General features: G+C 66.9%; 18 protein-coding genes. 12 read left to right on the top strand and 6 right to left on the bottom strand.

Annotation, left to right across the window (positions count from 1 at the left end; all coding sequences use genetic code 11):
- Positions 1 to 22 precede the first annotated feature (22 nt).
- The 3 genes from ACFWAY_RS39375 (at position 23) to ACFWAY_RS39365 (ending at position 4,197) form a co-directional block, all read left to right on the top strand.
- Positions 23 to 1,438 (top strand): aldehyde dehydrogenase family protein, encoded by a 1,416-nt coding sequence (locus ACFWAY_RS39375; RefSeq protein WP_378514365.1) that lies wholly within the window; start codon positions 23 to 25, stop codon positions 1,436 to 1,438.
- A gap of 54 nt (positions 1,439 to 1,492) precedes the next feature.
- Positions 1,493 to 2,551, top strand: coding sequence for an enoyl-CoA hydratase/isomerase family protein (locus tag ACFWAY_RS39370; protein ID WP_378514364.1), 1,059 nt, complete (start codon positions 1,493 to 1,495; stop codon positions 2,549 to 2,551).
- Between the two features lie 287 nt (positions 2,552 to 2,838).
- Positions 2,839 to 4,197: an MFS transporter gene (locus ACFWAY_RS39365; RefSeq protein ID WP_378456114.1), complete on the top strand. Its 1,359-nt coding sequence runs from the start codon at positions 2,839 to 2,841 to the stop codon at positions 4,195 to 4,197.
- Positions 4,198 to 4,216: 19 nt separating this feature from the next.
- On the opposite strand, the gene ACFWAY_RS39360 is transcribed toward ACFWAY_RS39365, so the two are convergent.
- From ACFWAY_RS39360 to ACFWAY_RS39345, 4 genes are all read right to left on the bottom strand, one after another.
- Positions 4,217 to 4,921 carry an RraA family protein gene (locus tag ACFWAY_RS39360; protein ID WP_378456045.1) on the bottom strand — a complete coding sequence of 235 codons (705 nt, stop codon included), beginning with the start codon at positions 4,919 to 4,921 and terminating at the stop codon, positions 4,217 to 4,219.
- 301 nt (positions 4,922 to 5,222) lie between these two features.
- Positions 5,223 to 5,984: an SDR family NAD(P)-dependent oxidoreductase gene (locus ACFWAY_RS39355; RefSeq protein ID WP_378456046.1), complete on the bottom strand. Its 762-nt coding sequence runs from the start codon at positions 5,982 to 5,984 to the stop codon at positions 5,223 to 5,225.
- A gap of 48 nt (positions 5,985 to 6,032) precedes the next feature.
- Positions 6,033 to 7,214, bottom strand: a complete 1,182-nt coding sequence (locus ACFWAY_RS39350; protein WP_378456047.1) for an acetyl-CoA C-acetyltransferase — start codon at positions 7,212 to 7,214, stop codon at positions 6,033 to 6,035.
- A gap of 31 nt (positions 7,215 to 7,245) precedes the next feature.
- Positions 7,246 to 8,388 (bottom strand): acyl-CoA dehydrogenase family protein, encoded by a 1,143-nt coding sequence (locus ACFWAY_RS39345; RefSeq protein WP_378456048.1) that lies wholly within the window; start codon positions 8,386 to 8,388, stop codon positions 7,246 to 7,248.
- Between the two features lie 101 nt (positions 8,389 to 8,489).
- On the opposite strand from ACFWAY_RS39345, the gene ACFWAY_RS39340 reads away from it, so the two are divergent.
- Positions 8,490 to 9,074, top strand: coding sequence for a TetR/AcrR family transcriptional regulator (locus ACFWAY_RS39340; RefSeq protein ID WP_378514363.1), 585 nt, complete (start codon positions 8,490 to 8,492; stop codon positions 9,072 to 9,074).
- Between the two features lie 5 nt (positions 9,075 to 9,079).
- Here the strand turns inward: ACFWAY_RS39340 and ACFWAY_RS39335 are convergent, their stop codons facing one another.
- Positions 9,080 to 10,951, bottom strand: coding sequence for a helix-turn-helix domain-containing protein (locus ACFWAY_RS39335; protein WP_378514362.1), 1,872 nt, complete (start codon positions 10,949 to 10,951; stop codon positions 9,080 to 9,082).
- Positions 10,952 to 11,056: 105 nt separating this feature from the next.
- Here ACFWAY_RS39335 and ACFWAY_RS39330 point away from each other — a divergent pair, with 105 nt between their 5' ends.
- Positions 11,057 to 12,424 (top strand): FAD-binding oxidoreductase, encoded by a 1,368-nt coding sequence (locus ACFWAY_RS39330; RefSeq protein WP_378514361.1) that lies wholly within the window; start codon positions 11,057 to 11,059, stop codon positions 12,422 to 12,424.
- 221 nt (positions 12,425 to 12,645) lie between these two features.
- Positions 12,646 to 14,001, top strand: a complete 1,356-nt coding sequence (locus ACFWAY_RS39325) for an MFS transporter (RefSeq protein WP_378514360.1) — start codon at positions 12,646 to 12,648, stop codon at positions 13,999 to 14,001.
- A 43-nt stretch (positions 14,002 to 14,044) separates the two neighbouring features.
- Here the strand turns inward: ACFWAY_RS39325 and ACFWAY_RS39320 are convergent, their stop codons facing one another.
- Entirely contained in the window at positions 14,045 to 14,518 is a 474-nt protein-coding gene (locus ACFWAY_RS39320; protein ID WP_037242955.1) for an Lrp/AsnC family transcriptional regulator, read from the bottom strand.
- Positions 14,519 to 14,687: 169 nt separating this feature from the next.
- Between ACFWAY_RS39320 and pdhA the strand changes: the two genes are divergently transcribed.
- The 6 genes from pdhA to ACFWAY_RS39290 form a co-directional block, all read left to right on the top strand.
- Positions 14,688 to 15,773, top strand: coding sequence for a pyruvate dehydrogenase (acetyl-transferring) E1 component subunit alpha (gene pdhA / locus ACFWAY_RS39315; protein ID WP_378514359.1), 1,086 nt, complete (start codon positions 14,688 to 14,690; stop codon positions 15,771 to 15,773).
- The gene (locus ACFWAY_RS39310) at positions 15,770 to 16,771 is read left to right on the top strand and encodes an alpha-ketoacid dehydrogenase subunit beta (protein ID WP_378456053.1); all 1,002 of its coding nucleotides are present in this window, start codon (positions 15,770 to 15,772) and stop codon (positions 16,769 to 16,771) included. The genes pdhA and ACFWAY_RS39310 overlap by 4 nt, the downstream gene beginning before the upstream one ends.
- 15 nt (positions 16,772 to 16,786) lie before the next feature.
- A complete protein-coding gene (locus ACFWAY_RS39305) occupies positions 16,787 to 18,064 on the top strand; it encodes a dihydrolipoamide acetyltransferase family protein (protein WP_378514358.1) in 1,278 nt (425 codons plus the stop codon).
- 63 nt (positions 18,065 to 18,127) lie between these two features.
- On the top strand, positions 18,128 to 19,504 hold the full coding sequence (lpdA, locus tag ACFWAY_RS39300; RefSeq protein WP_378514357.1) for a dihydrolipoyl dehydrogenase: 1,377 nt from the start codon (positions 18,128 to 18,130) through the stop codon (positions 19,502 to 19,504).
- 91 nt (positions 19,505 to 19,595) lie between these two features.
- Entirely contained in the window at positions 19,596 to 20,561 is a 966-nt protein-coding gene (locus tag ACFWAY_RS39295) for a sugar phosphate isomerase/epimerase family protein (protein WP_378514356.1), read from the top strand.
- A 580-nt stretch (positions 20,562 to 21,141) separates the two neighbouring features.
- Positions 21,142 to 21,523: protein kinase (locus ACFWAY_RS39290; RefSeq protein ID WP_378514355.1), on the top strand; the 382-nt coding region annotated here is incomplete at its 3' end.

The following is a 21,523-nucleotide window of genomic DNA, read 5'->3' as shown; positions in this document are numbered from 1 at the left end:
GTGCCGGTCAGGAGAATTTCTGATGATTGATCGCAATGCAATGTACATCGACGGAGCGTGGACGTCGGGTACGACGGAGACGATCTCGGTGGAAAACCCCGCCACCGAAGAGGTGATCGGTGTCGTCCCGAACGGCACCGCCGCCGACGTCGATCGAGCGGTCCAGGCCGCTCGTGCTGCCTTTCCCGGGTGGGCCGCGACCTCCCGGGCCGAACGGGCGGCGTTTCTGGGTCGGCTGCACGCCGGACTCGACAAGCGCGCCGCGGAGATGGCCGAGACCATCGCAACCGACGTCGGCACACCGATTCGGATCGCCAGCCGTATCCAGGCGGCGCTTCCCCTCACCGACATCGCCGGCTACATCGACCTGCTCGAGCAGGACGAAACCGAGGAGCGGATCGGGAACTCGCTCATCGTCCGGGAGCCGGCCGGTGTGGTCGCGGCGATCACCCCGTGGAACTATCCGCTGCATCAGATCACCTGCAAGATCGCACCCGCACTCGCGGCCGGCTGCACGGTGGTCGTCAAGCCGAGCGAGGTGGCCCCGCTCGCGGTGTACCAGCTCTTCGATGCCATCGCCGAGGCCGGCTTTCCCCCCGGTGTGGTGAACCTGATCAGCGGCTACGGCGCGGGCGTCGGTGAAGCGTTGGTGACCCATCCCGAGGTGGACGTCGTCTCGTTCACCGGCTCCGTCCGCGGCGGTGCGCGAGTGGCCGAACTCGCGTCCCGGTCCATCAAACGCGTCACCCTCGAACTGGGCGGAAAGTCCGCCAACGTGATCCTCGACGACGCCGACCTATCCACCGCGGTGAAGGTGGGCGTGGCGAACGCCTTCCTCAACGGAGGCCAGACCTGCACCGCATGGACCCGCATGCTGGTCCCCGCCGATCGTCACGACGACGCGGTCGAGCTGGCGAAGATCGCCGCGGAAGGATTCTCCCCCGGCGATCCCCTGGACCCGAAGACGAAGCTCGGACCGATGGTGTCCCGCGCCCAGCGCGACCGTGTCCGCGAATTCATCAGGACGGGGATCGACGAGGGCGCCCGCCTCGTTGCCGGCGGCCTCGAAGCACCCGATGGCGTCGAACGCGGATACTTCGTGCGACCGACCGTCTTCGCCGGTGTCGACCCGGATTCGGTGATCGCGCAGGAGGAAATCTTCGGTCCGGTGCTCTCGATCATCCCGTTCGAGAACGACGACGACGCCCTCGCTATCGCGAACAATTCGTCCTTCGGCCTGCACGGTGCAGTCTGGTCCTCCGACCCGGATCGGGCACTGGCCTTCGCCCGGCAGGTGCGCACCGGGCAGATCGACATCAACGGTGGCGCATTCAACCCGCTGGCGCCGTTCGGCGGCTACAAGCAGTCCGGCGTGGGCCGCGAAATGGGAAGGCTGGGCCTCGACGAGTTCCTCGAGACCAAATCCATCCAATTCTGAAAGGAATATCTATGACGAAGCGAGACTCGAAGACGACCGAAACGGGGTCACCTGGTGACCGCCGCTGAGCCCTCGGCCCTGACCCGCGTCGAGGACCGGGTGGGCCGGATCACCCTCAACCGACCCCGCGCCATCAACGCTCTCGACCACGGCATGGTCCGCGCAATCAGCGAGGCACTCACCGCCTGGGCAACCGACGACCGTGTCGACACCGTGGTGCTCGACGGCAGTGGCGAACGTGGCCTGTGCGCCGGGGGCGACATCCGCTCGATCTACGATGACGCCCGCACCGGCGGCAGTGCATCACTGGCCTTCTGGCGCGACGAGTATCGGCTCAACGCCTACATCGCTCGCTACCCGAAACCCTATGTGGCGGTGATGGATGGGCTGGTGATGGGCGGCGGTATCGGCGTCTCCGCACACGGTTCCCATCGACTCGTCACCGAACGCACTCGGATCGGGATGCCGGAGGTCGGCATCGGATTCACCCCCGACGTCGGCGGCACCTACCTGCTCTCACGCGCACCGGGTGAACTCGGCACCTACGCTGCACTGACAGCGGGGCAACTGTCCGGCGCGGACGCCATTCACGTCGGGTTGGCCGACCACTACGTGCCGAGCAACAAGCTTCCCGCACTGGTTGCCGCACTCGCGACGATGCCTCCCGATGCGGCGGTGACATCGGTCGCCGAAGCGCCACCGACCAGCCCCCTCGCCGACCGGCGGGAGTGGATCGACGCCTGCTTCAGCGCCGACACGGTCGAAGAGATCGTGGCCCGGCTCCGGGCGGCCGGGCCGGGCACAGAAGCGAACGAGGCGGCGGACAATGTGCTGGCAAACTCGCCGACAGCGCTCAAAGTCACACTGCGCGCCCTGCGATCCGCCGCCACTCTCCCGACGCTCGAGGCCGCCATCGACCAGGAGTACCGCATGGCGGTCGCCGGTCTACGGTCCCCGGACTTCGCCGAGGGCATCCGCGCGCAGATCGTCGACAAGGACCGCAGCCCGCGGTGGTCTCCCCGCACGCTCGAGCAGGTCGACGATGCGTTGGTCGATCGGTTCTTCGCCGCCCCGGACAGCGGTGACCTCGGGCTCGTACCCGCACCGGTATAGCGCAGCCTCGGATGCAGCGCACACGGAAGTGCCTTGACCGACGATGCCGCACGGTGGTGCCCGCGAACTTCACGTCCTTCATGCCGGATACGCCTCCGGCGGCACTGGAACCGCGCTACAGCTACCGACTTTCGGGTGTACCGCGAATGTGACTCACATCATACGGTTTTCGTAATCGACCATCCGGCACCATTCTTTCAGGAGCAACCGTGAGCGCACCACCACCCATCACCGTCGACGACGGAGGCATCCCCATCACCCGGCAGCCTCGGCTACGGAAGGTTGCGATGGCCAGCTCGATCGGCACGACCATCGAGTTCTACGACTTCTTCATCTACGGCACCGCCGCTGCGCTGGTGTTTCCCACCGTCTTCTTCTCGAGCATGCCGCCCGCGGTCGCCACGTTGGCGTCGTTCGCGACATTCGCGGTGGCGTTCTTCGCCCGGCCCGTGGGCGCAATCCTCTTCGGCCACTTCGGAGACCGGCTCGGGCGCAAGCGAACCCTCGTCTGGACACTGCTGATCATGGGCGCCGCCACCGTCGTGATCGGTCTGCTACCGGGCAGTCAGTCAGGTGCATTCGGCCTGTTCCCCCACGGAATCGGGGCAGCAGCGCCCGTGTTATTGGTACTCATGCGATTCCTGCAAGGGTTCGCCGTCGGCGGCGAATGGGCCGGCGCCGTGCTGCTCACCGCCGAGTACGCGCCGAAGAACAAACGCGGCCTGTACGCGATGTTCCCGCAACTGGGACCCGCGTTCGCGTTCTTCCTCTCCAGCGGAACATTTCTCGTCTTCACCCTCGCAGCGGGCACCGACGCCGGCGCCGACAGCGCCTTCATGTCGTACGGCTGGCGCATTCCGTTCCTGCTGTCAGCTCTGCTCGTGGCGGTCGGGCTCTGGATTAGGCTCTCCGTGGACGAAACTCCGGTCTTCAAGGCGGTGCAGCGCCGCGCAATTACCACTGGCAGCAACAAGCTGCCATTTCTCGACGCGATCCGATTCCAATGGAGGGAGATCCTGATCGCCGGTGGCGCCCTGGCCAGCCTGTTCTCGCTCTTCTACATGGGCACTGCGTTCCTGACCAATTACGCCACCAAGAATCTCGGCTTCTCCCGCACGACCGTCCTCGCGATGGGCATGTTCGCCGCCGTATTCTTCGGGCTGGCCATTGCCGTGTCAGCGATGTGGTCCGACCGGATCGGGCGACGCAAGGTCATCATGGTCTCGTGCGGTCTCGCAGTTCCCTGGGCACTGGTGATGTTTTCCATTCTCGACACCGGCAATCTGGTTCTCTACGGTGTCGGCCTGATCGGCACGCTGATCATTTTCGGCATCGCCTACGGCCCCGCAGGCGCCGCGCTTCCCGAGTTGTTCCACGAGCGGTACCGGTATACCGGCGCCGGGCTGGGCTACAACCTGGCCGGCATCCTCGGCGGCGGCATCCCGCCGCTGCTCGCTGCGGTGTTCGTGGCCAACGGAGACGTCCTGTACGTGGGGATCATGCTCGCTGGTCTGTCGGCTGTCAGTGTGTTGTGCACCTACCTGATGGTCGAGACCAAGGACCACCGGATCGTTGAGCTGGACGCCGACACCGACAATTCCGATCGCGCCACAGAGGACACCGGCCGCCGGAGCGTCACCACCTGACGAACGCACCGGCCGCCGGTCATTCCTCGATGGCTCCGCCTATCGAGCGGAGGTACTGACGGAACGTCGTGCCATCCCGGTCTCGGGCCGCGAGGTACTCGGTGAATCGGGCTTGATCTCTGAAGCTTGTGCCGACGTTCATCTTCGCTGCCTGGTGTCGTTCGGTGTCGCGGATCGTGCTCGCCGACTCGGCGATGTCGGCGGCGCGATCGAGCGGTAGGAACAGGACACCGTCGTCGTCGGCGAGGACGAAGTCGTCGACGGTGACGGTGTACCGGCCGCACCAGGCGGTGCGCAACGCATCCCGTTCCTGGGTGTCGAGGCGCTGCGGTCCTGCGGGCAGCGCTCCCTGACTGAACACCGGCAGTCGAATGCTCCGCAGCTCACGACTGTCACGGTGCAGACCCCAGATCACGACACCGGATAGGCCGGCGTGGCGAGCTTCGAGAGTAATGAGGTCGCCGACGCAGGCTTCGTCGTCGCGGCCGGCGTTGTCGACTACCAGGACGTCGCCCGGGTCCGCGTGTTCGATGGCTTCGAGAAAGACGTCGACGCTGCCGTAATGGCGTGCGGGCCGGGCACGTCCGACGATGTGGGTGTCGTCCCACAGAGGCCGAACATTCGCGGGCGCCTGTCGAACCGGGATGTCGAGGTGCATGATCGCATCGGCAACGTGCGGGGTTGTCAGGTCCAGGTAGGTTCGTTGCAGGTCAAGCGGATTCATCGGGGTTGTCCTCTACGGCGAGCTCGGAGACCTTCAGTTCGCGCAGCAAATACGAACTCGAATTCGGCAGGTCGATCATGCTGTGATTCTATTCGCGAGGGCCGGTCAGATCTTTCCATCTTTCCGCGGGACGTCGGCGGTTTGCGCAAGGTTTCTGCGTAGTTGCGGCCGTCAGTGCGAGAATCTTCCAGCGGCGGGTGTCAGCAACGACAATCGCGGTTATCGCAGGGGTCGGCAAGGCCGCCGAATACGCCGCCGGGCACCCGCTGACTGGGTGCCGCCGGCAGCAACTGTCGGTTATCTACCTGGGACCCATGCGGATGGCGCCGTCGAGGCGGATGGTTTCGCCGTTGAGCATGGCGTTGTCGATGATGTGCGCGGCGAGGGCGGCGTATTCGGTGGCCTTGCCGAGCCGGGAGGGGTGCGGCACCTGCTGTCCGAGGGACTTCTGCGCCTCCTCGGGAAGACCGGCCAACATGGGCGTTTCGAAGATTCCGGGTGCGATGGTGACGACGCGGATGAGGTGGCGGGCCAGTTCGCGGGCGATCGGCAGTGTCATCGCGGCGACGCCGCCCTTGGATGCCGCGTAGGCGGGCTGGCCGATCTGGCCGTCGAACGCGGCGACGGAGGCGGTGTCGATGATGACGCCGCGTTCGCCGTCGACGGGTTCGGTCTGGGCGATCTTCTCCGCGGCGAGGCGGAGGACGTTGAAGGTGCCGACGAGGTTGATGCGGACGACGCGCTCGAAGTCTGCGAGGGGAAGGGCACCCGCCTTGCCGAGAACCTTTCCGGGCGTCGCAATTCCGGCGCAGTTGACCACCACGCGGAGGTCGCCGAGCGACGCGGCGAAGTCGATCGCGGACGTGACGTCACCGGCGGAGGTGACGTCGGCGGCCGTGAAGTAGGCCCCCTTCCCGATCTCCTTGGCGGCCACTTCCCCGTCGGATGACGGGAGGTCGAGCAGCACGACCTGGGCGCCGCGCTCGTGCAGGGCCCGGGCGGTGGCGTTGCCGAGTCCGGATGCTCCGCCGGTGACGACAGCGACGGCTCCATCGATCTTCACAAAGTTCTCCTCGAATAGGGTTGCGGCAGTGGTGGGAAAGGGGGGTCGTCAGGGGACGCGCAGGATCAGGGCGTCGCCCTGTCCGCCGCCGCCGCACAGGGCGACGGCACCGGTGCCGCCGCCGCGGCGCTGCAACTCGAGCGCGAGGTGCAGGGTGATGCGGGCGCCGGACATGCCGATCGGGTGGCCGAGGGCGATGGCACCGCCGTTGACGTTGACCCGGTCGGGGTCGACGCCGAGTTCGCGGGTCGAGGCGATCCCGACCGCCGCGAACGCCTCGTTGATCTCGATCAGATCCAGCTCGGCGGGCGCGATGCCCGCTGCATCACAGGCTTTCGCGATGGCGCCGGACGGCTGGAACTGCAGACCCGAATCCGGGCCGGCGACCATGCCGTGCTCGCCGATCTCGGCCAGCCAGGTCAGCCCCTCGGCCTCGGCGCGCTCCTTGCTCATCACCACCACGGCGGCGGCGCCGTCGTTGATCGTCGACGCGTTTCCCGCGGTGACCGTGCCGCCGTCCCGGAACGCGCCACGCAACCGCGCCAGGGTTTGGGCGGTGGTGTCGGGGCGGATGCCCTCGTCGCGGCGCAGCCAGGTGCTCTCGCCCCTGCGGGCGGGGATCTCCACGGCGACGACCTCGTCGTCGAAGATCCCGTTGTCCCAGGCCTTGGCCGCCAACTGGTGCGAGCGGGCCGCGAACGCGTCCTGGTCCTCGCGGGCGATGACGTCCTTGTCGTTGCCGGCCTCGGTGAGCAGACCCATCGGCTGATCGGTGAACGCGTCGTGCAACCCGTCGAGGGCCATGTGGTCGACGAGGGTGACGTCGCCGTACTTGAAACCGCCGCGCGAACCGGGCAGCAGATGCGGTGCCTGGCTCATCGACTCCATGCCACCGGCGACGATCACGTCGAACGCGCCGGACCGGATGAATTGGTCGGCGAGGATGATCGATTCGACCCCGGACAGGCACACCTTGTTGATGTTCAGCGACGGCGTGCTCATCGGGATGCCGGCCTTCGCGGCGGCCTGGCGGGCGGGCATCTGGCCGGCGCCGGCGGTGAGGACCTGTCCCATGATGACGTATTGCACCTGGTCCGGGGCGACACCGGCCTTGCCGAGCGCCGCGTCGATGGCGATTGCGCCGAGGTCGGCGCCGGAGAACCCGGCGAGGGAACCCTGCAGGCGGCCGATCGGGGTGCGGGCGCCGGCGACGATCACAGAGGTGGGCATGTGAGGAGGAGCCTTTCTCGGGGGGGGTGCGTCAGTTCGCGGCGAGGGTGCGGCTGATGACCAGGCGCTGAATCTGGTTGGTGCCCTCGAAGATCTGCGTGATCTTCGCTTCCCGCATGTACCGCTCGACGCGGAAGTCGCGGGTGTAGCCGTAGCCGCCGAGAACCTGGACGGCGTCGGTGGTGACCTTCATCGCGGCGTCGGTGGCGACGAGCTTGGCGACGGACGCGTTGCGGGAGTACGGCAGGCCGGCGTCGCGGCGGCGGGCCGCGTCGATGTAGGTGGCGCGCGCGGAGTCGACGGCGGCGGCCATGTCGGCGAGCAGGAAGCCGAGCCCCTGATGGTCGATGATCTTCTTCCCGAACGCGGACCGTTCCTGGGCGTAGGCGACGGCCTCGTCGAGGGCGGCCTGCGCGAGTCCGACAGCGACCGCGGCGATGCCCAGGCGTCCGGAATCAAGTGCGCTGAATGCGATCTGCAGACCCTGACCCTCCGCGCCGATGCGTCGTTCCACGGGCACGAAGGCGTCGTCGTAGTGCGCGGACGTCGTCGGCACGGCGTGCAGGCCCATCTTCTCCTCGGGCTTGCCGAACGTCAGGCCCTCGGTGTCCTTCGGGACCAGGAAGCAGGAGATTCCCTTCGATCCCTCACCTGTGCGGGCGAAGAGGTTGTAGAAATCGGCGATGCCGCCGTGGGTGATCCACGCCTTCGCGCCGTTGACGACGTACCCGCCATCGGTCGCGGAGGCCTTGCAGGTCAGTGCGGCGGCGTCGGATCCGGCCTGCGGCTCGGACAGGCTGTAGGCGCCGATGGTGTTGCCGCCGAGCATCTCCGGAAGCCACCGCTGCTTCTGCTCGTCGGTGCCGAACGCCATCAGCGGGTGGCAGGCGAGGCTGTGGACGCTGACCGCCACCGCGACCGCGGCCCAGCGGGCGGCGATCTCCTCGAGCACCTGCAGGTACACCTCGTAGGGCTGTGCGCCGCCGCCCCACTCCTCCGGGTACGGCAGGCTCAGCAGTCCGGCCTCGCCGAGGGTGGCGAACACCCCTTCGGGGTAGGTCTCCGCCTTCTCGTGCTCGTCGACGATCGGCGTCAGGACCTTGTCGGCGACGTCACGCGTGAGCTGGATCAGGTCACGGGCTTCGTCAGTAGGCAGCAAGCGATCGACGGCCACGGTTTCTCCTCGAGAAGGCTACGGAAAACAGTACTGGATTACGCCCCAGGGTACTGATTGCGAAATAGTACTGCAAGGCATCGCCCAGTACTATTTCTGTCATGGAGCAGCCCACCCGACCCGGTTTCGCCACCCGACGGCGCACCCAGCTCTTCGACGCCCTCGTCGACCTCATCCTGGTCGAGGGGTTCGCCCACCTGACGCTCGACGAGATCGCGAACCGGCTGCGCTGTTCGAAGTCGACGCTGTACACCCTCGCCGGCAGCAAAGAGCAGCTGGTCCGGGCCGCCACGGTGCACTTCTTCCGCCGCGCGACCGAGGACGTCGAGTCGCACATCGAGCCGATCGCCGGGGCCCGCGCGCGGATCACCGCCTACCTGTCGGCCGTGGGCACCGCCCTCTCGGCCGCATCCGACCAGTTCATGGCCGACCTCGACGCCTTCCCGCCGGCGCGGGAGGTGTACGAACGGAACACGCAGTTCGCGGCCGGTCGAGTCCAGGAGCTGATCACCGAAGGCGTCGCCGGCGGGGACTTCCGCGACGTGCACGCCGCGTTCGCCGCCGACCTCGCCGCCACCATGATGGTCCGCATCCAGCAGCGCGGGGTCCGCGACAGCACCGGACTCGACGACGCGCACGCCTACGCCGAACTCGCCGCCATCCTCACGGGCGGCATCAGCGCCTGACCCGTTCACCTTGCTCGGGTGCCGAGTAGTTCCGCGGTTCTGCGCAACCGCATCAGCACCTGCAGATCGAGAGCCTTGTCGGGGTCTCGCCAGTCCGGGCCGAGGAGGCGATCGAGCGCGTCGAGACGCTGATAGAGGGTGTTGACGTGCACGCCGAGACTCGACGCGGTCGCCGAATGGTGGCGGCCGTGAGCCAGATACTCCGACAGCGTCTCCAGTAGTGGCACTCCCCGTTTGGCCTGCTCCGCCATCAGCGGCCCCAATTGCGCCTCGGTCAGTTCGTCGAGGTGCTCGCGCGCCAGGTGGCTCAGCAGGATCCGGTAGATGCCCAGCCCGCGCGCGGACGAGACCTCCCCCGCGCGTCCCAGTGTGTCGAGCACGTCGACGGTCTGCTGGGCTTCGACGTAGGCGTGCGCGAGTGCTTTCGCACCACGCGCGGGTTCCGCGATACCGATCGTCGCGTCGAGCCGTCCGGCGGTGAACACCGCCTGGACGGAGGCGGAATCCTTGGCGGGCACGACCGCCAGCGCTCGGGAACCATGTTCCGCTGCAACGGTTCCCGATGGGAAGGGCAATGTCCCGAGAGCGGTACGGACCGACGTGTCCTGGCCCGTGGCGATCGCCACGGCGACGCAGTACGTCGTGTCGGGGTTCAGCCCGGCCAACCGCAGTTGGCGGCGCTCGTCCTGTGCGGTGGCGGCGGGATGGGTCAGCAGGTCGACGAGAAAAGCATCCCGTGCGCGACGTGTCGCCTCCCCCGCGGCACGTTCCTCGGCGAGCGACAGCGCGATCGCGGGCGCCGCGCGTTCGAGCAGGAGACGAGTGGTCGGCTGCCCGGCTCCCACGGACAGCAGCGCGCCGAGCATTTCGCCGGCCGCCGCGACGCGCTGTGCGATCACCTCGCCGCGTTCGGTGTGGTCCTTCTTCCCGGTTCGCAGCTCGCGGACCGCCGCCGACACTTCGTCGGCGTGCGGAATCAGGTCCACGGGCAACGCGGATTCGTCCTGCACGAAATAGGCCGGTTGCCGGGAGAGCTGAGCGACCTCCTGCACCAGACGTTGCACTCCCGCCCCGAGCAGCACCACCTGAGTCAGGGTTCGATCCCATTGCAGTATCTGTTCGAGCTCGATTGTGCGCTGAGACAATTCGGCGTTCACCGATTCGAGCCGTGCAACGGTGTCTCGCTCACGGTCCAACGAGCGAACGTTCTCGATCGCAATCGCCGCATGGGCCGCCAGCGCCGACAGCAGCGCGATCTCGGATTCGGTGAAGGCCCGCTCCTGACGCTTGCACGCGAACAGTGCACCGATGACGCGATCGGCGACGCGCAGGGGCACCCCGAGCAATCCGCGCATGTTCTCCGACCGCGCTGCGCTGTCGGCTCCGGTGATGTGCCGGAACGCCGGTTCGCTCTGGTAGTCGGGCGTCCACTCCGGCGCGGACCTGCGGACGATCAGGCCCACGAGCCCTTCGTCCAGGGACAACCGGATGCCGACGAGATTCGGGGTCAAGGCCCCGCTGGTCACCTCGATGACGAATTCCTCGTCGTAGACCGATCCCATGTAGGCGAGATCCACACCGAGTAGTTGCCGGGCCTGATCGACCACTTCCTGCAGCAACGCCCGGCCGTAGCGGACCGTCGTCAGCCGGACGGCGATGTCGTTGAGCGCCGCCAACTCCCTACTGCGCTGTTGGCGTTGGTCGAGCTGCGCCCGGAGCCGGAGCGCGGCGTTGGCTTCGCGTTCGACCGCGGCCCTGTCGGACGCGTCGGATTCCTCGATCAACGTGCGACGGAGGGCATCGAGTTCGTCGATGGGTGCCTCGTCGAGCAGCAGTTCCATCCAGCCGCGATCGGCAGTACTCACTGGTGCCTCCATCCATGGATCCCTGGATTTGATAGATGAAATCTACATTGGCCGAGATCCAGATCACAGCTATGTTCGAGGCATCACCTTCTCGCCCGCAAAGGACTGGTTTTCGCCATGTTGATCGATGCACTGTTGGCATCCCTTCCCGCGGATCGCGTCGTGCGCGACCCCGACGTCGTCGCGAAGTACCAGCACGATGAGGCAGAGTGGGCGCCGTACGCCGCCCCGATCGCTGTCGTCAGGCCCCGAACGGCCCTCGAAGTCCAGGCTGTCGTGCGCGCCTGCCTCGACCACGACACCGCCGTCGTCACGCGGGGCGCCGGGACCGGCCTGTCCGGCGGAGCGAACGCGACCGACGGCTGCGTCGTCCTCGCGCTCGAGGGCATGAACGCGATCAAGGAAATCGATCCGCTCGAGCGGTACGCCGTCGTCGAGCCCGGTGTGGTGAACGATCATCTCCGCGCCGCGTGCGCCGAACACGGACTCTGGTATCCGCCGGATCCGGCCAGTTCGCCGTGGTCGACGATCGGAGGGAACGTTGCCACCAACGCCGGCGGCCTGTGCTGCGTCAAGTACGGCGTCACCCGCGACTACGTGCTCGGCATGCAGATCGTCACCGGCACCGGTGACCTCGTGCGCCTCGGACGCAAGACCGCCAAGGGTGTGGCCGGTTACGATCTGGCGGGCCTCATGGTCGGCTCCGAGGGAACGCTCGGCGTCATCACCGAAATCACCGTCAAGTTACGACCACTCCAGGACCCGCAGCGCACGGTGGCCGGCTACTTCGACTCCATAGTCGACGCGGGACGCGCCGTCAGCGCGGTGGCCGCGGCCGGGCTCACCCCGTCGGCGCTCGAACTGGTGGACAAGCAGTGCCTCATCGCCGTCGACGCGTGGAAGAAGATGGGACTGTCGGTGGAGGCGAACGTCGTGCTCCTGGGCCGCATCGACACCGCGGGAGTCGTCGGCAACCAGGAAGCGGAAAAGATGCTGTCGTGCTTCGACGAAGCCGGAGCCACGTGGTCTGCCGTCTCCACCGACCAGGAGGAGGCGGACGCGTTGTTCGCTGCGCGTCGTCTGGCCTACCCCGCGATGGAGCGACTCGGACCCGTCCTCACCGAAGACGTGTGCGTCCCGAAACGGGCTGTCCCCGAGATGCTTGCGCGCATCGAACAGATCGGCATCGCCCACGAGACCACCATCGCCAACATCGCACACGCCGGCGACGGAAACCTGCACCCGCTGCTCATCACACCCCGCGACGACGAGGCGGCCCGCGCCCGCGCGCAGGCCGCCTTTGCGGACATCATCGACGCGGCATTGGAACTCGGCGGCACCGTCACAGGCGAACATGGCGTCGGTCTACTGAAGATGGACGGCCTTGCCCAGGAACTCGATCCGGTCGTGCTGTGCATGCATCGATCGGTGAAGAACGCCCTCGACCCACACGGCATCATGAACCCCGGGAAGATCTTCTCGTAACCCGCTTTTCGCGCGAACCCCCGACGCGCACGGCCTGCACTCGAGCCGTGACACGCGGCGATCCGGCCTGCTCACGGCGGCCGCGGCCGAGGCCGATTCTCTCCATTCATCCACTCGCCACATGGGTGATTTCTCCATAGTTTCGAAGCGATCCGGCTCATACAGTGGTCCACATCACGTCGCCCCGTCGGGCGACCAATCCTCAGGAAGTCGAGACATTCATGCCGTCTGTACTGCAGAAACCCGAGATCGAGGCGAGGGTGGTCCGGAAGGTCGCTCGGCGGCTCATTCCGTTCCTCGGCCTGGCCTACTTCGTCAACTATCTCGACCGCACCAATATCGGGTTGGCGAAACTGACCATGAGCGAGGAACTCGGACTCACCGAGACCATGTTCGGTCTGGCCTCCGGCCTCTTCTTCATCGGATACCTCCTGTTCGAGGTGCCGAGCAATCTCGCGCTGCACAAGTTCGGGGCACGCCGGTGGATCGCCCGGATCATGCTCACGTGGGGAATCATCGCGGCGGCCATGGCCTTCGTACCCAACGTCGGCTCGCTGTACACGCTGCGCATGCTGCTGGGTATCGCCGAGGCAGGATTCTTCCCGGGCGTTCTGCTCTACCTGACCCTGTGGTTTCCGCGCGCCTATCGGGTCCGGCTGATGGGCCTGTTCCTCCTCGCGCTCCCGGTGTCGTCGGCGCTCGGAGCCCCGTTGTCGAGCGCCATCATTCAATACTGGGACGGGCTGTTCGGACTGTCCGGGTGGCGTGTCATGTTCCTGCTCGAGGGGATTCCCGCCGTCGTGCTCGCGGTGGTCACCTGGTTCTACCTGACGGACCGGCCCTCGCAAGCCAAGTGGCTGGACGAGGACGAAAAGGTGTGGCTCACTCGTGAACTCGAGTCCGAGGCGTCCGAATCCGGTTCTCATATCAGCGGATCGGTACGCCGGGCACTGACAGATTCCCGCGTCTGGATGCTGGGGCTCGTCTACTTCGGGATCACCTACGGCTTGTACTCGCTCAGCTTCTTCCTGCCCAGCATCGTCGCCGGTTTCAAGAAGACGTTCGACACCGACTTCTCGCTGTTCACCACCGGGTTGATCGTCGCGGTCCCGTTCGCGGTCGGTGCTGTCGCAATGGTGTTGTGGAGCAGGCACTCCGACCGGACCGGTGAACGGATCTGGCACGTCGCCATCCCCACCCTGATCGGCGCCGTCTCCATTCCGGTCGCCCTGTACATGCAGTCGCCGCTCACGACGATGATCGCGGTAACCGTAAACGCGGTCGGTGTGTTCTGCGCGCTGCCGGTGTTCTGGTACCTGCCCAGCACATTCCTGACCGGCGCGGGCGCCGCCGCAGGCATCGCCGTCGTCAACTCGGTGGGCAATATGAGCGGTTTCGGGGCCCCGTACGTCACGGGTTGGCTGTTCGACGCCACCGGGAACTCACGCGCGGGCCTGTGGGTCGTCGGGGCGGTCATGCTGGTTGCCGTACTGCTGGTTCTCGTGCTCAGATCGCGGGTAAGTCCCACTCGCAGTTCCGAAGACGTCGGCGCGGAAGTCGTCACCGCATCTCACTGATCCGAGAACGGGCGCTGCCGGGCGGTCGACGGCAGCGCCTCGGTCATTGCTCCTCGGCGATCCGCTCCAGTAGCGGGCGGGTTCGGTAGGGGATGGCGTCGCGCATCGCCACGGACACCGTGGTGCGCTCGATCCCGGGCACGGCGAGGATGAGACCGGCGACGCGGTACAGATCGTCGGCATCGACGGCGACCACGCCGATATGCAGGTCCGCCGCCCCGGATATGCCGACGACCTCCACGACCTCGGCGATGTCCCGCAGGTGCTCGATGACGTTCTCGAGGCGATGCTGGTCGACCACCGCGGTGACGAACGCCTGCAAGGGGTACCCCAGATCGCGGGGTGACACGCAGCGGTCGACGGGTGCGAGCACTCGTTGCTCCTCCCAGCGAGACATCCTTGCTTGCACCGTATTACGTGCCATGCCCAGCAAGGAGGCCAATTGCACCCCAGTGGCACGAGGGGCGTCGCACAGGGCGAGTAGCAGCCGGGCGTCGGTCCGATCGAGTTTCGTCATGTAGCGCAGTATGCCAGAGTTCGATGCTTGACATTTGAGCATTCTGCTTATCTTGAGCGACAACACTTGCGCATGATGGATCCTGATGATTGTGTGAATGCAACATTCTGACCGAAACGGTTTCTCGCGGGCGGCGAGCTCTCCCGTTACATCACTTTCGGAGGTTTTCGTGTTCGACAATGACGATGTGGTGCAACTGGTCACCGAAACCGGTGCGCGAGTGGATCATCCGGACTATTCCCGGTACGTCGACGATGTCGACATCACGTCGGTGCGCGCGCTCTACGAAGACCTGGTCGTGGTGCGGCGCATCGACGCGGAGGCGACTGCGCTGCAGCGTCAGGGCGAACTGGGCCTGTGGGCTCCGCTGCTGGGGCAGGAAGCGGCGCAGGTGGGGTCGGCGCGCGCGCTCGGTCCGGACGACTTCGTCTTCGCCAGCTACCGCGAACACGGCGTGGCGTACTGCCGCGACGTCGATCCCACCCACATGCTCAGGTTCTGGCGAGGGTCGACGCACTCGGGCTGGAACCCGTTCGAATACAACATGACGACCCCCGCGATCATCGTCGGCGCGCAGGCGCTGCACGCCACCGGGTATGCGATGGGCATGCAGTTCGACGGCTCCGACGGCGCCGCGATCACCTACTTCGGTGACGGGGCCACCAGCCAGGGTGATATCTCCGAGGCCTTCGGATTCGCCGCGAGCTTCAACGCACCGGTGGTGTTCTTCTGCCAGAACAACCAGTGGGCGATCTCCGAACCGGTCAGCTTGCAATCGCGGGTGAGTATCGCCGCGCGGGGCCGGGGCTTCGGTGTTCCCAGCGTGCGCGTCGACGGCAACGACGTCCTCGCCGTGATCGCCGTGACCCGGGCCGCGCTCGAACGGGCTCGGGAGGGCAGCGGACCCACCCTGATCGAGGCGGTCACCTACCGGATGGGTCCGCACACCACGTCCGACGACCCGTCCCGGTACCGGCCGGCCGCGCTCGACGAGGAATGGAAGCGCAAGGACCCCCTCGACCGCATCCGCGCCCTCCTCGAGTCGGCGGGCGCGATCGACGACGACTACCTCGCCGCCGTGCAGCAGCGCGCCGACGACACCGCCGCGGCGTTGCGTCGCGGATGCCTCGAGACCGTCGAACCCGAGCCGATGTCCCTGTTCGACAACGTGTACGCCGAACCCCATCCCCTCGTCGACGAAGAGCGGCGCCAGTTCGCCGCTTACCTCGACAGTTTCGAAGGAACCGACGCATGAGCACAGCCATCTCCGCGACCGCCCCGACCACGCTTCCACTCGGCAAGGCGCTCAACGCCGGCCTGCGCCGCGCGCTCGAGAACGACCCGAAGGTCGTGCTCATGGGAGAGGACATCGGCAAACTCGGCGGCGTCTTCCGCATCACCGACGGACTGCAGAAGGACTTCGGTCCCAACCGCGTCATCGACACCCCGCTCGCCGAATCCGGGATCATCGGCACCGCAGTCGGTCTCGCGATGCGCGGATACCGGCCGGTGTGCGAGATCCAGTTCGACGGGTTCATCTACCCCGGCTTCGACCAGATCGTCTCGCAGGTCGCCAAACTGCACTACCGCACCAGCGGCAACGTGAAGATGCCGATCACCATCCGCGTCCCGTACGGCGGCGGTATCGGCGCGATCGAGCATCACTCCGAATCGCCGGAGGGCTACTTCGCCGCGACCGCGGGCCTTCGGGTGGTGACCTGCAGCACGGCCGCCGACGCACACACGATGATTCAGCAGGCCATCGCGTCGGACGATCCGGTGCTGTTCTTCGAACCCAAGCGCCGCTACTGGGAAAAGGGGCAGATCGACCGGGCGGCCGAGACGAGCCCGCTGCACAAGGCCCGGGTGGTCGCACCGGGCACCGACGCCACCGTCGTCGCCTACGGGCCGCTCGTGACGACTGCACTCCAAGCCGCGAAAGTCGCGGCAGGCGAGGGCAGGTCGATCGAAGTGATCGACCTGCGGTCCATCTCCCCGCTCGACGTCGACACTGTCGCCGCGTCCGTGCAGCGCACCGGACGCCTGGTGGTCACCCACGAGGCGCCCGTGTTCCTCGGGATCGGTGCCGAAATCGCTGCCCGCATCAGCGAGCGCTGCTTCTATCACCTCGAAGCACCGGTGGCCCGCGTCGGCGGCTTCACCGTCCCGTATCCGCCGGCGAAACTCGAAGAGCACTTCCTGCCGGACGTCGACCGCATCCTCGACGCAGTCGACCGCACCTTCACCGCGTAGGACCAGGAGTTCTCCATGCCCACTGTCAAGACATTCGTGCTGCCCGACCTCGGCGAGGGCCTCACCGACGCCGAACTGCTGACCTGGCTGGTCGAGGTCGGTGACACCGTGACGCTCAACCAGATCATCGCCGAGGTCGAGACAGCGAAGGCCTCCGTGGAGTTGCCCTCGCCCTACGCCGGAACGGTAGTCGGATTGCACGCCGAGGAGGGGACGACCGTCGACGTCGGAAGCCCGTTCATCGACGTCGCCCTCGCCGGCGAGGACCCGGCGGACGCGCCCGAGTCGACCGCTCCCGCAGCCCCGGCCGAGCGGACCCCGGTCCTGGTCGGCTACGGCGTGGCCGAGGACTCGTCCAGCCGGCGCCGGCAGCGGCGCCCGGGGGCGGGAACCCGGGTCGACGTCACCGCGGCGCCGCGCCCGTCGCGGCCGCTGGCGTCTCCCCCGGTGCGGTTCGCCGCGAAGCAACACGGAGTCGACCTCACCGAGGTGGACGCGACCGGGGCGCACGGTGAAGTCACCAGGGACGACCTCGAGCGCCACCGCACCGCCACCCCGGTGGCGACGTCGGCGGCGACGGTCCCGCCGGATGCCGACGAGGAACGCATCCCGATCAAAGGCGTCCGCAAGCACACTGCCGCAGCGATGGTCCGCAGCGCCTTCACCGCGCCGCACGTCACCGAGTTCGTCACGGTGGACGTCACCCCTACGATCGACCTCCTGGCTCAGCTGCGCGACACGAAGCACTTCACCGACGTGCGCCTGACACCACTGACGTTGGTGGCCAAGGCATTGCTCGTGGCGCTGCGCACCAACCCGACCCTGAATTCGTCCTGGGACGAGGACGCTCAGGAGATTGTTCTCAAACGCTCCGTGAACCTCGGCATCGCGGCCGCCACTCCGCGCGGGCTGATGGTGCCGAACATCAAGAACGCGCACACCCTCGGTCTGCGCGACCTCGCGATCGCCCTGTCGGATCTGACGACCACGGCGAAGGAGGGCAAGACCGGACCCGCCGATCTGGCCGACGGCACGATCACGATCACCAATGTCGGTGTCTTCGGTGTCGACGCGGGCACGCCCATCCTCAACCCCGGCGAGGCGGCGATCCTGTGCTTCGGGGCGATCCGCAGGCAGCCGTGGGAATACCAGGGAGAGATCGCGTTGCGGTCGGTCACCACACTGAGCCTGTCGTTCGACCATCGACTGGTCGACGGCGAGCAGGGATCGAAATTCCTTGCGGCCATCGGTCAGATCCTGGCCGACCCGATGACGTTGATCGCACTGAGCTGAAACCCTGTTCACTTCGACCTTTCCTGCGCGTCGCATGGCGTGCCCGACCGAGGGAGATTCCCCATGTCTGACCAACCGGACGTCCTGATTCTCGGCGGTGGATCCGGCGGGTACGCCTGCGCCTTCCGCGCCGCGCAACTGGGCAAGACCGTCACCCTGATCGAAGAGGACAAGGTCGGCGGCACCTGCCTGCACCGAGGGTGCATCCCCACCAAGGCGCTCGTGCACGCCGCGGAGGTCGCGGACACCGTCACGCACGCGTCGGCCCTCGGGATCGGTGCGACGCTGGACGGAATCGACCTCGGCGGTGTCCACGCGTACAAGAACGCGACAGTCGAACGCCTGTACAAGGGTCTGCAGGGGCTGGTTCGCAGCCACAAGATCGAGGTGGTGCACGGCACCGGCCGCTACGGCGGAGGCCGCACCGTCCGCGTCGGCGACCGCGCGATCACCGGTACGTCCCTGGTCCTGGCGACCGGCTCGCAGGTCCGGAGCCTGCCCGGACTCGAGATCGGCGGCCGAATCCTCACGAGCGACGAAGCCCTGACGTTTCCGGAGCTTCCGAAGCGGGTCGTCGTGCTCGGCGGCGGTGTCATCGGCGTCGAGTTCGCCAGTATCTGGGCATCGTTCGGCGCGGCCGTCACGATCGTCGAAGCGCTGCCCCGGCTCGTCGCGGCCGAGGACGAGTGGTCCTCGAAGCAACTCACCCGCGCCCTCCGCAAGCGCGGCATCACGATCATGACCGGCACCCGATTCGCGAAAGCGGTCCAGGACGAGAGCACTGTCAGTGTCACCGTGGAGTCGGGCGACACGATCGAGGCGGACCTGCTGCTCGTCGCGGTCGGCCGCGGACCCCGGACCGCCGACATCGCACTCGCCGAGAACGGCGTCGCACTCGACTCCCGCGGTTTCGTCACGGTCGACGACTCCCTGCGCACCTCGCAGCCGGACGTGTATGCGATCGGTGACATCGTCGCCGGACCGCAGCTCGCGCATCGCGGATTCCAGCAGGGCATCTTCGTCGCGGAAACGATCGCCGGCCTGAGCCCCACACCGATCGAGGACAGCAGCATCCCCCGGGTGACGTACGCCAACCCCGAGGTCGCGTCGGTCGGGCTCACCGAAGACCAGGCCCGCGAGCGGCACGGAGACGTCGCCACCGTCGTCTACGACCTCGCCGGCAACGGAAAGAGTCAGATCCTCGGAACCGGCGGCGGCGTCAAACTCGTGCGCACCGGAGCCACCGAGGGGCCGGTCGTCGGTATCCACATGGTCGGAGAACGCGTGGGCGAACTCATCGGCGAAGCGCAACTGATCGTCAACTGGGGCGCCTACCCCGACGAAGTCGCCACACTCGTGCACGCGCACCCCACCCAGGCCGAAGCGCTCGGCGAGGCGCACCTCGCTCTCGCGGGAACACCACTGCACGGTCACAGCTGATCGAACTGCGCACAGACGTAAGAATGTCTTGACAAAGGAGAGGGCTAGAACGTACTAGTTGTAGGGAGCGCCGATATGAGGGAGAACTGGCATGCAAATAGGACTGATCACCGACTCGGTCAGCCATCTACCCTTCGAGGCAGCCCTCGACCTCGCGCAGAAACACGGCTTGACCTCGGTCGAGGTCGCAACGGGGAACTGGTCGGAAGCGCCGCACGCCGACCTCGACACACTGGTCTCGTCCGCGGACGCGCGCGCCGAGTTCGCCGAGAAGATCTCCACCCGGGGTCTGACACTGAGCGCTCTGAATGCCAACGGCAACCAACTGCATCCCGTCACGGGAAAGGCGCATGACGCCGTCATCCGGAAGACCGTCGAACTCGCGAGCGCACTCGACGTCCCGACCGTCGTCCTCATGTCCGGACTGCCGGGCGCGAAAGGTGACACCAACCCGAACTGGATCACCACGGCGTGGCCGCCGGAAAACCTCGACGTCCTCGCCTATCAGTGGAACGAGGTCGCAATTCCTTACTGGAAGGAACTCGCGGCATTCGCCCGCGACCACGACGTCAAGCTCGCTGTCGAACCGTGCGGAGGCCAGCTCGTGCACAGCGCTTCGGCGATGCTCCGGCTGATCGACAGCGTGGGCGACGACGTGGTGGGGGCAAACCTGGACCCGTCCCACCTGATGTGGATGGGCGCCGACATCCCCACCGTCATTCGCGCTCTCGGAACGTCGATCTTCCACGTCCACGCGAAGGACATTCGCATCAACTCCTGGACCGCGCAGCGCGACGGACTCCTCGACACCGGGCCCCTGACCGATCCGCTGGGGCGGGCCTGGAACTACGTCACCCTCGGTCTCGGCCACCCGGACGGCGCCACGTTCTGGGCGGATTTCGTCTACAACCTTCGCGCGGTCGGATACGACGGCACTCTCAACATCGAGCACGAGGACGCACTCGTCAATTCCCTCGAAGGCGTCGGCCGGGCGGCGACCCTCCTGAAGCAGGTCGCCCTCGTCGAGGCACCCGACTGGACTCCGGCGAAAATCTGACAGCTCGGACCATATACGCCGGTAGTGCCGGAATGTTCCACTTCCGTTGTCGACGAAGTCGTTACACGTGCTACGGAAGGCGCTCGCCCCATTCGCAAGCACATCGTGGCCCCGTCCTGACCGCACCGCGCGCAATGCACGGGGAGCCGCCCGCGGCCGAGGAAGAGGGGGGCGTCCCCGGCCACGAGCGACGGACGGCCTCCCAGCCGAGGGGGACCGGTCAGGGGGCCTGGCTGCCACTCGGGGCCGTCGAGCCCGGGGCAGCGTGGATGCCGGGTACCCGCCGATGTGCGGGGCTACTCGGTTCGGGGAGGAAAAGTTTCGCCCGAGTGTCGACGCTGCCCGCGACAGTCTGACCTGCGAAGATCATCCGTCATCCGAGCGATGCAGTCGGTGCTCCCCGGTGTCGGAGGCTTCGTCGCCCCCTGACCGGGAATCCCGAGAAAAACTCCGCCCCAGATTGGGTCGTAAGCCGGCCATCTGATGGGGCGGTCGGCGATATCCTTGGGTATCTCCTCGAGAGGCCGGCAGTGGTGCATTTCTTCGACAGTGGCTCGGATCGGCAGAATCGATCCAGTCGATGACCGACATCGATCCGTTCGCGACGCAACGCGACGCGTCGGGTTCCGTCACGGCGGATCTGGCAGCCGCCGGATTCGAGGACGCACAAGAGATCGGCCGCGGCGGTTTCGGCGTCGTTTACCGCTGCACCCAGGCGGCGCTCGACCGCACCGTCGCGGTCAAGGTCCTCACCACAGACCTCGACGAGCAGAACCGGGAACGGTTCGTGCGTGAGCAGCGCGCGGCGGGCAGGCTGACCGGACACCCCAACGTCGTCAATGTCCTCCACGTCGGCGTCACCGACAACGGTCGGCCGTATATCGTCATGCCTTACCACGCCCAGGACTCCCTCGACGCGCGGATCCGGCGCCACGGGCCACTTCCGCTGGACGAAGCGCTGC

The organism is Rhodococcus sp. NPDC059968, from assembly GCF_042738615.1.
Taxonomy (GTDB): domain Bacteria; phylum Actinomycetota; class Actinomycetes; order Mycobacteriales; family Mycobacteriaceae; genus Rhodococcus_F.
The sequence above is the reverse complement of the archived record's forward strand: the minus strand, read 5'-3'. Positions and strand labels throughout refer to the sequence as shown.

Bases quoted from the DNA above. Each gene is read 5' to 3' on its own strand.
- ACFWAY_RS39340 (WP_378514363.1), top strand. From the start codon at position 8,490: ATGGAGCAGCCCACCCGACCCGGTTTCGCCACCCGACGGCGCACCCAG.
- ACFWAY_RS39320 (WP_037242955.1), bottom strand. From the start codon at position 14,518: ATGACGAAACTCGATCGGACCGACGCCCGGCTGCTACTCGCCCTGTGC.
- lpdA (WP_378514357.1), top strand. From the start codon at position 18,128: ATGTCTGACCAACCGGACGTCCTGATTCTCGGCGGTGGATCCGGCGGG.
- ACFWAY_RS39325 (WP_378514360.1), top strand. From the start codon at position 12,646: ATGCCGTCTGTACTGCAGAAACCCGAGATCGAGGCGAGGGTGGTCCGG.
- ACFWAY_RS39305 (WP_378514358.1), top strand. From the start codon at position 16,787: ATGCCCACTGTCAAGACATTCGTGCTGCCCGACCTCGGCGAGGGCCTC.
- ACFWAY_RS39330 (WP_378514361.1), top strand. From the start codon at position 11,057: ATGTTGATCGATGCACTGTTGGCATCCCTTCCCGCGGATCGCGTCGTG.
- ACFWAY_RS39295 (WP_378514356.1), top strand. From the start codon at position 19,596: ATGCAAATAGGACTGATCACCGACTCGGTCAGCCATCTACCCTTCGAG.
- ACFWAY_RS39365 (WP_378456114.1), top strand. From the start codon at position 2,839: ATGGCCAGCTCGATCGGCACGACCATCGAGTTCTACGACTTCTTCATC.
- ACFWAY_RS39350 (WP_378456047.1), bottom strand. From the start codon at position 7,214: ATGCCCACCTCTGTGATCGTCGCCGGCGCCCGCACCCCGATCGGCCGC.
- ACFWAY_RS39335 (WP_378514362.1), bottom strand. From the start codon at position 10,951: ATGGAGGCACCAGTGAGTACTGCCGATCGCGGCTGGATGGAACTGCTG.
- ACFWAY_RS39310 (WP_378456053.1), top strand. From the start codon at position 15,770: ATGAGCACAGCCATCTCCGCGACCGCCCCGACCACGCTTCCACTCGGC.
- ACFWAY_RS39360 (WP_378456045.1), bottom strand. From the start codon at position 4,921: ATGAATCCGCTTGACCTGCAACGAACCTACCTGGACCTGACAACCCCG.
- ACFWAY_RS39375 (WP_378514365.1), top strand. From the start codon at position 23: ATGATTGATCGCAATGCAATGTACATCGACGGAGCGTGGACGTCGGGT.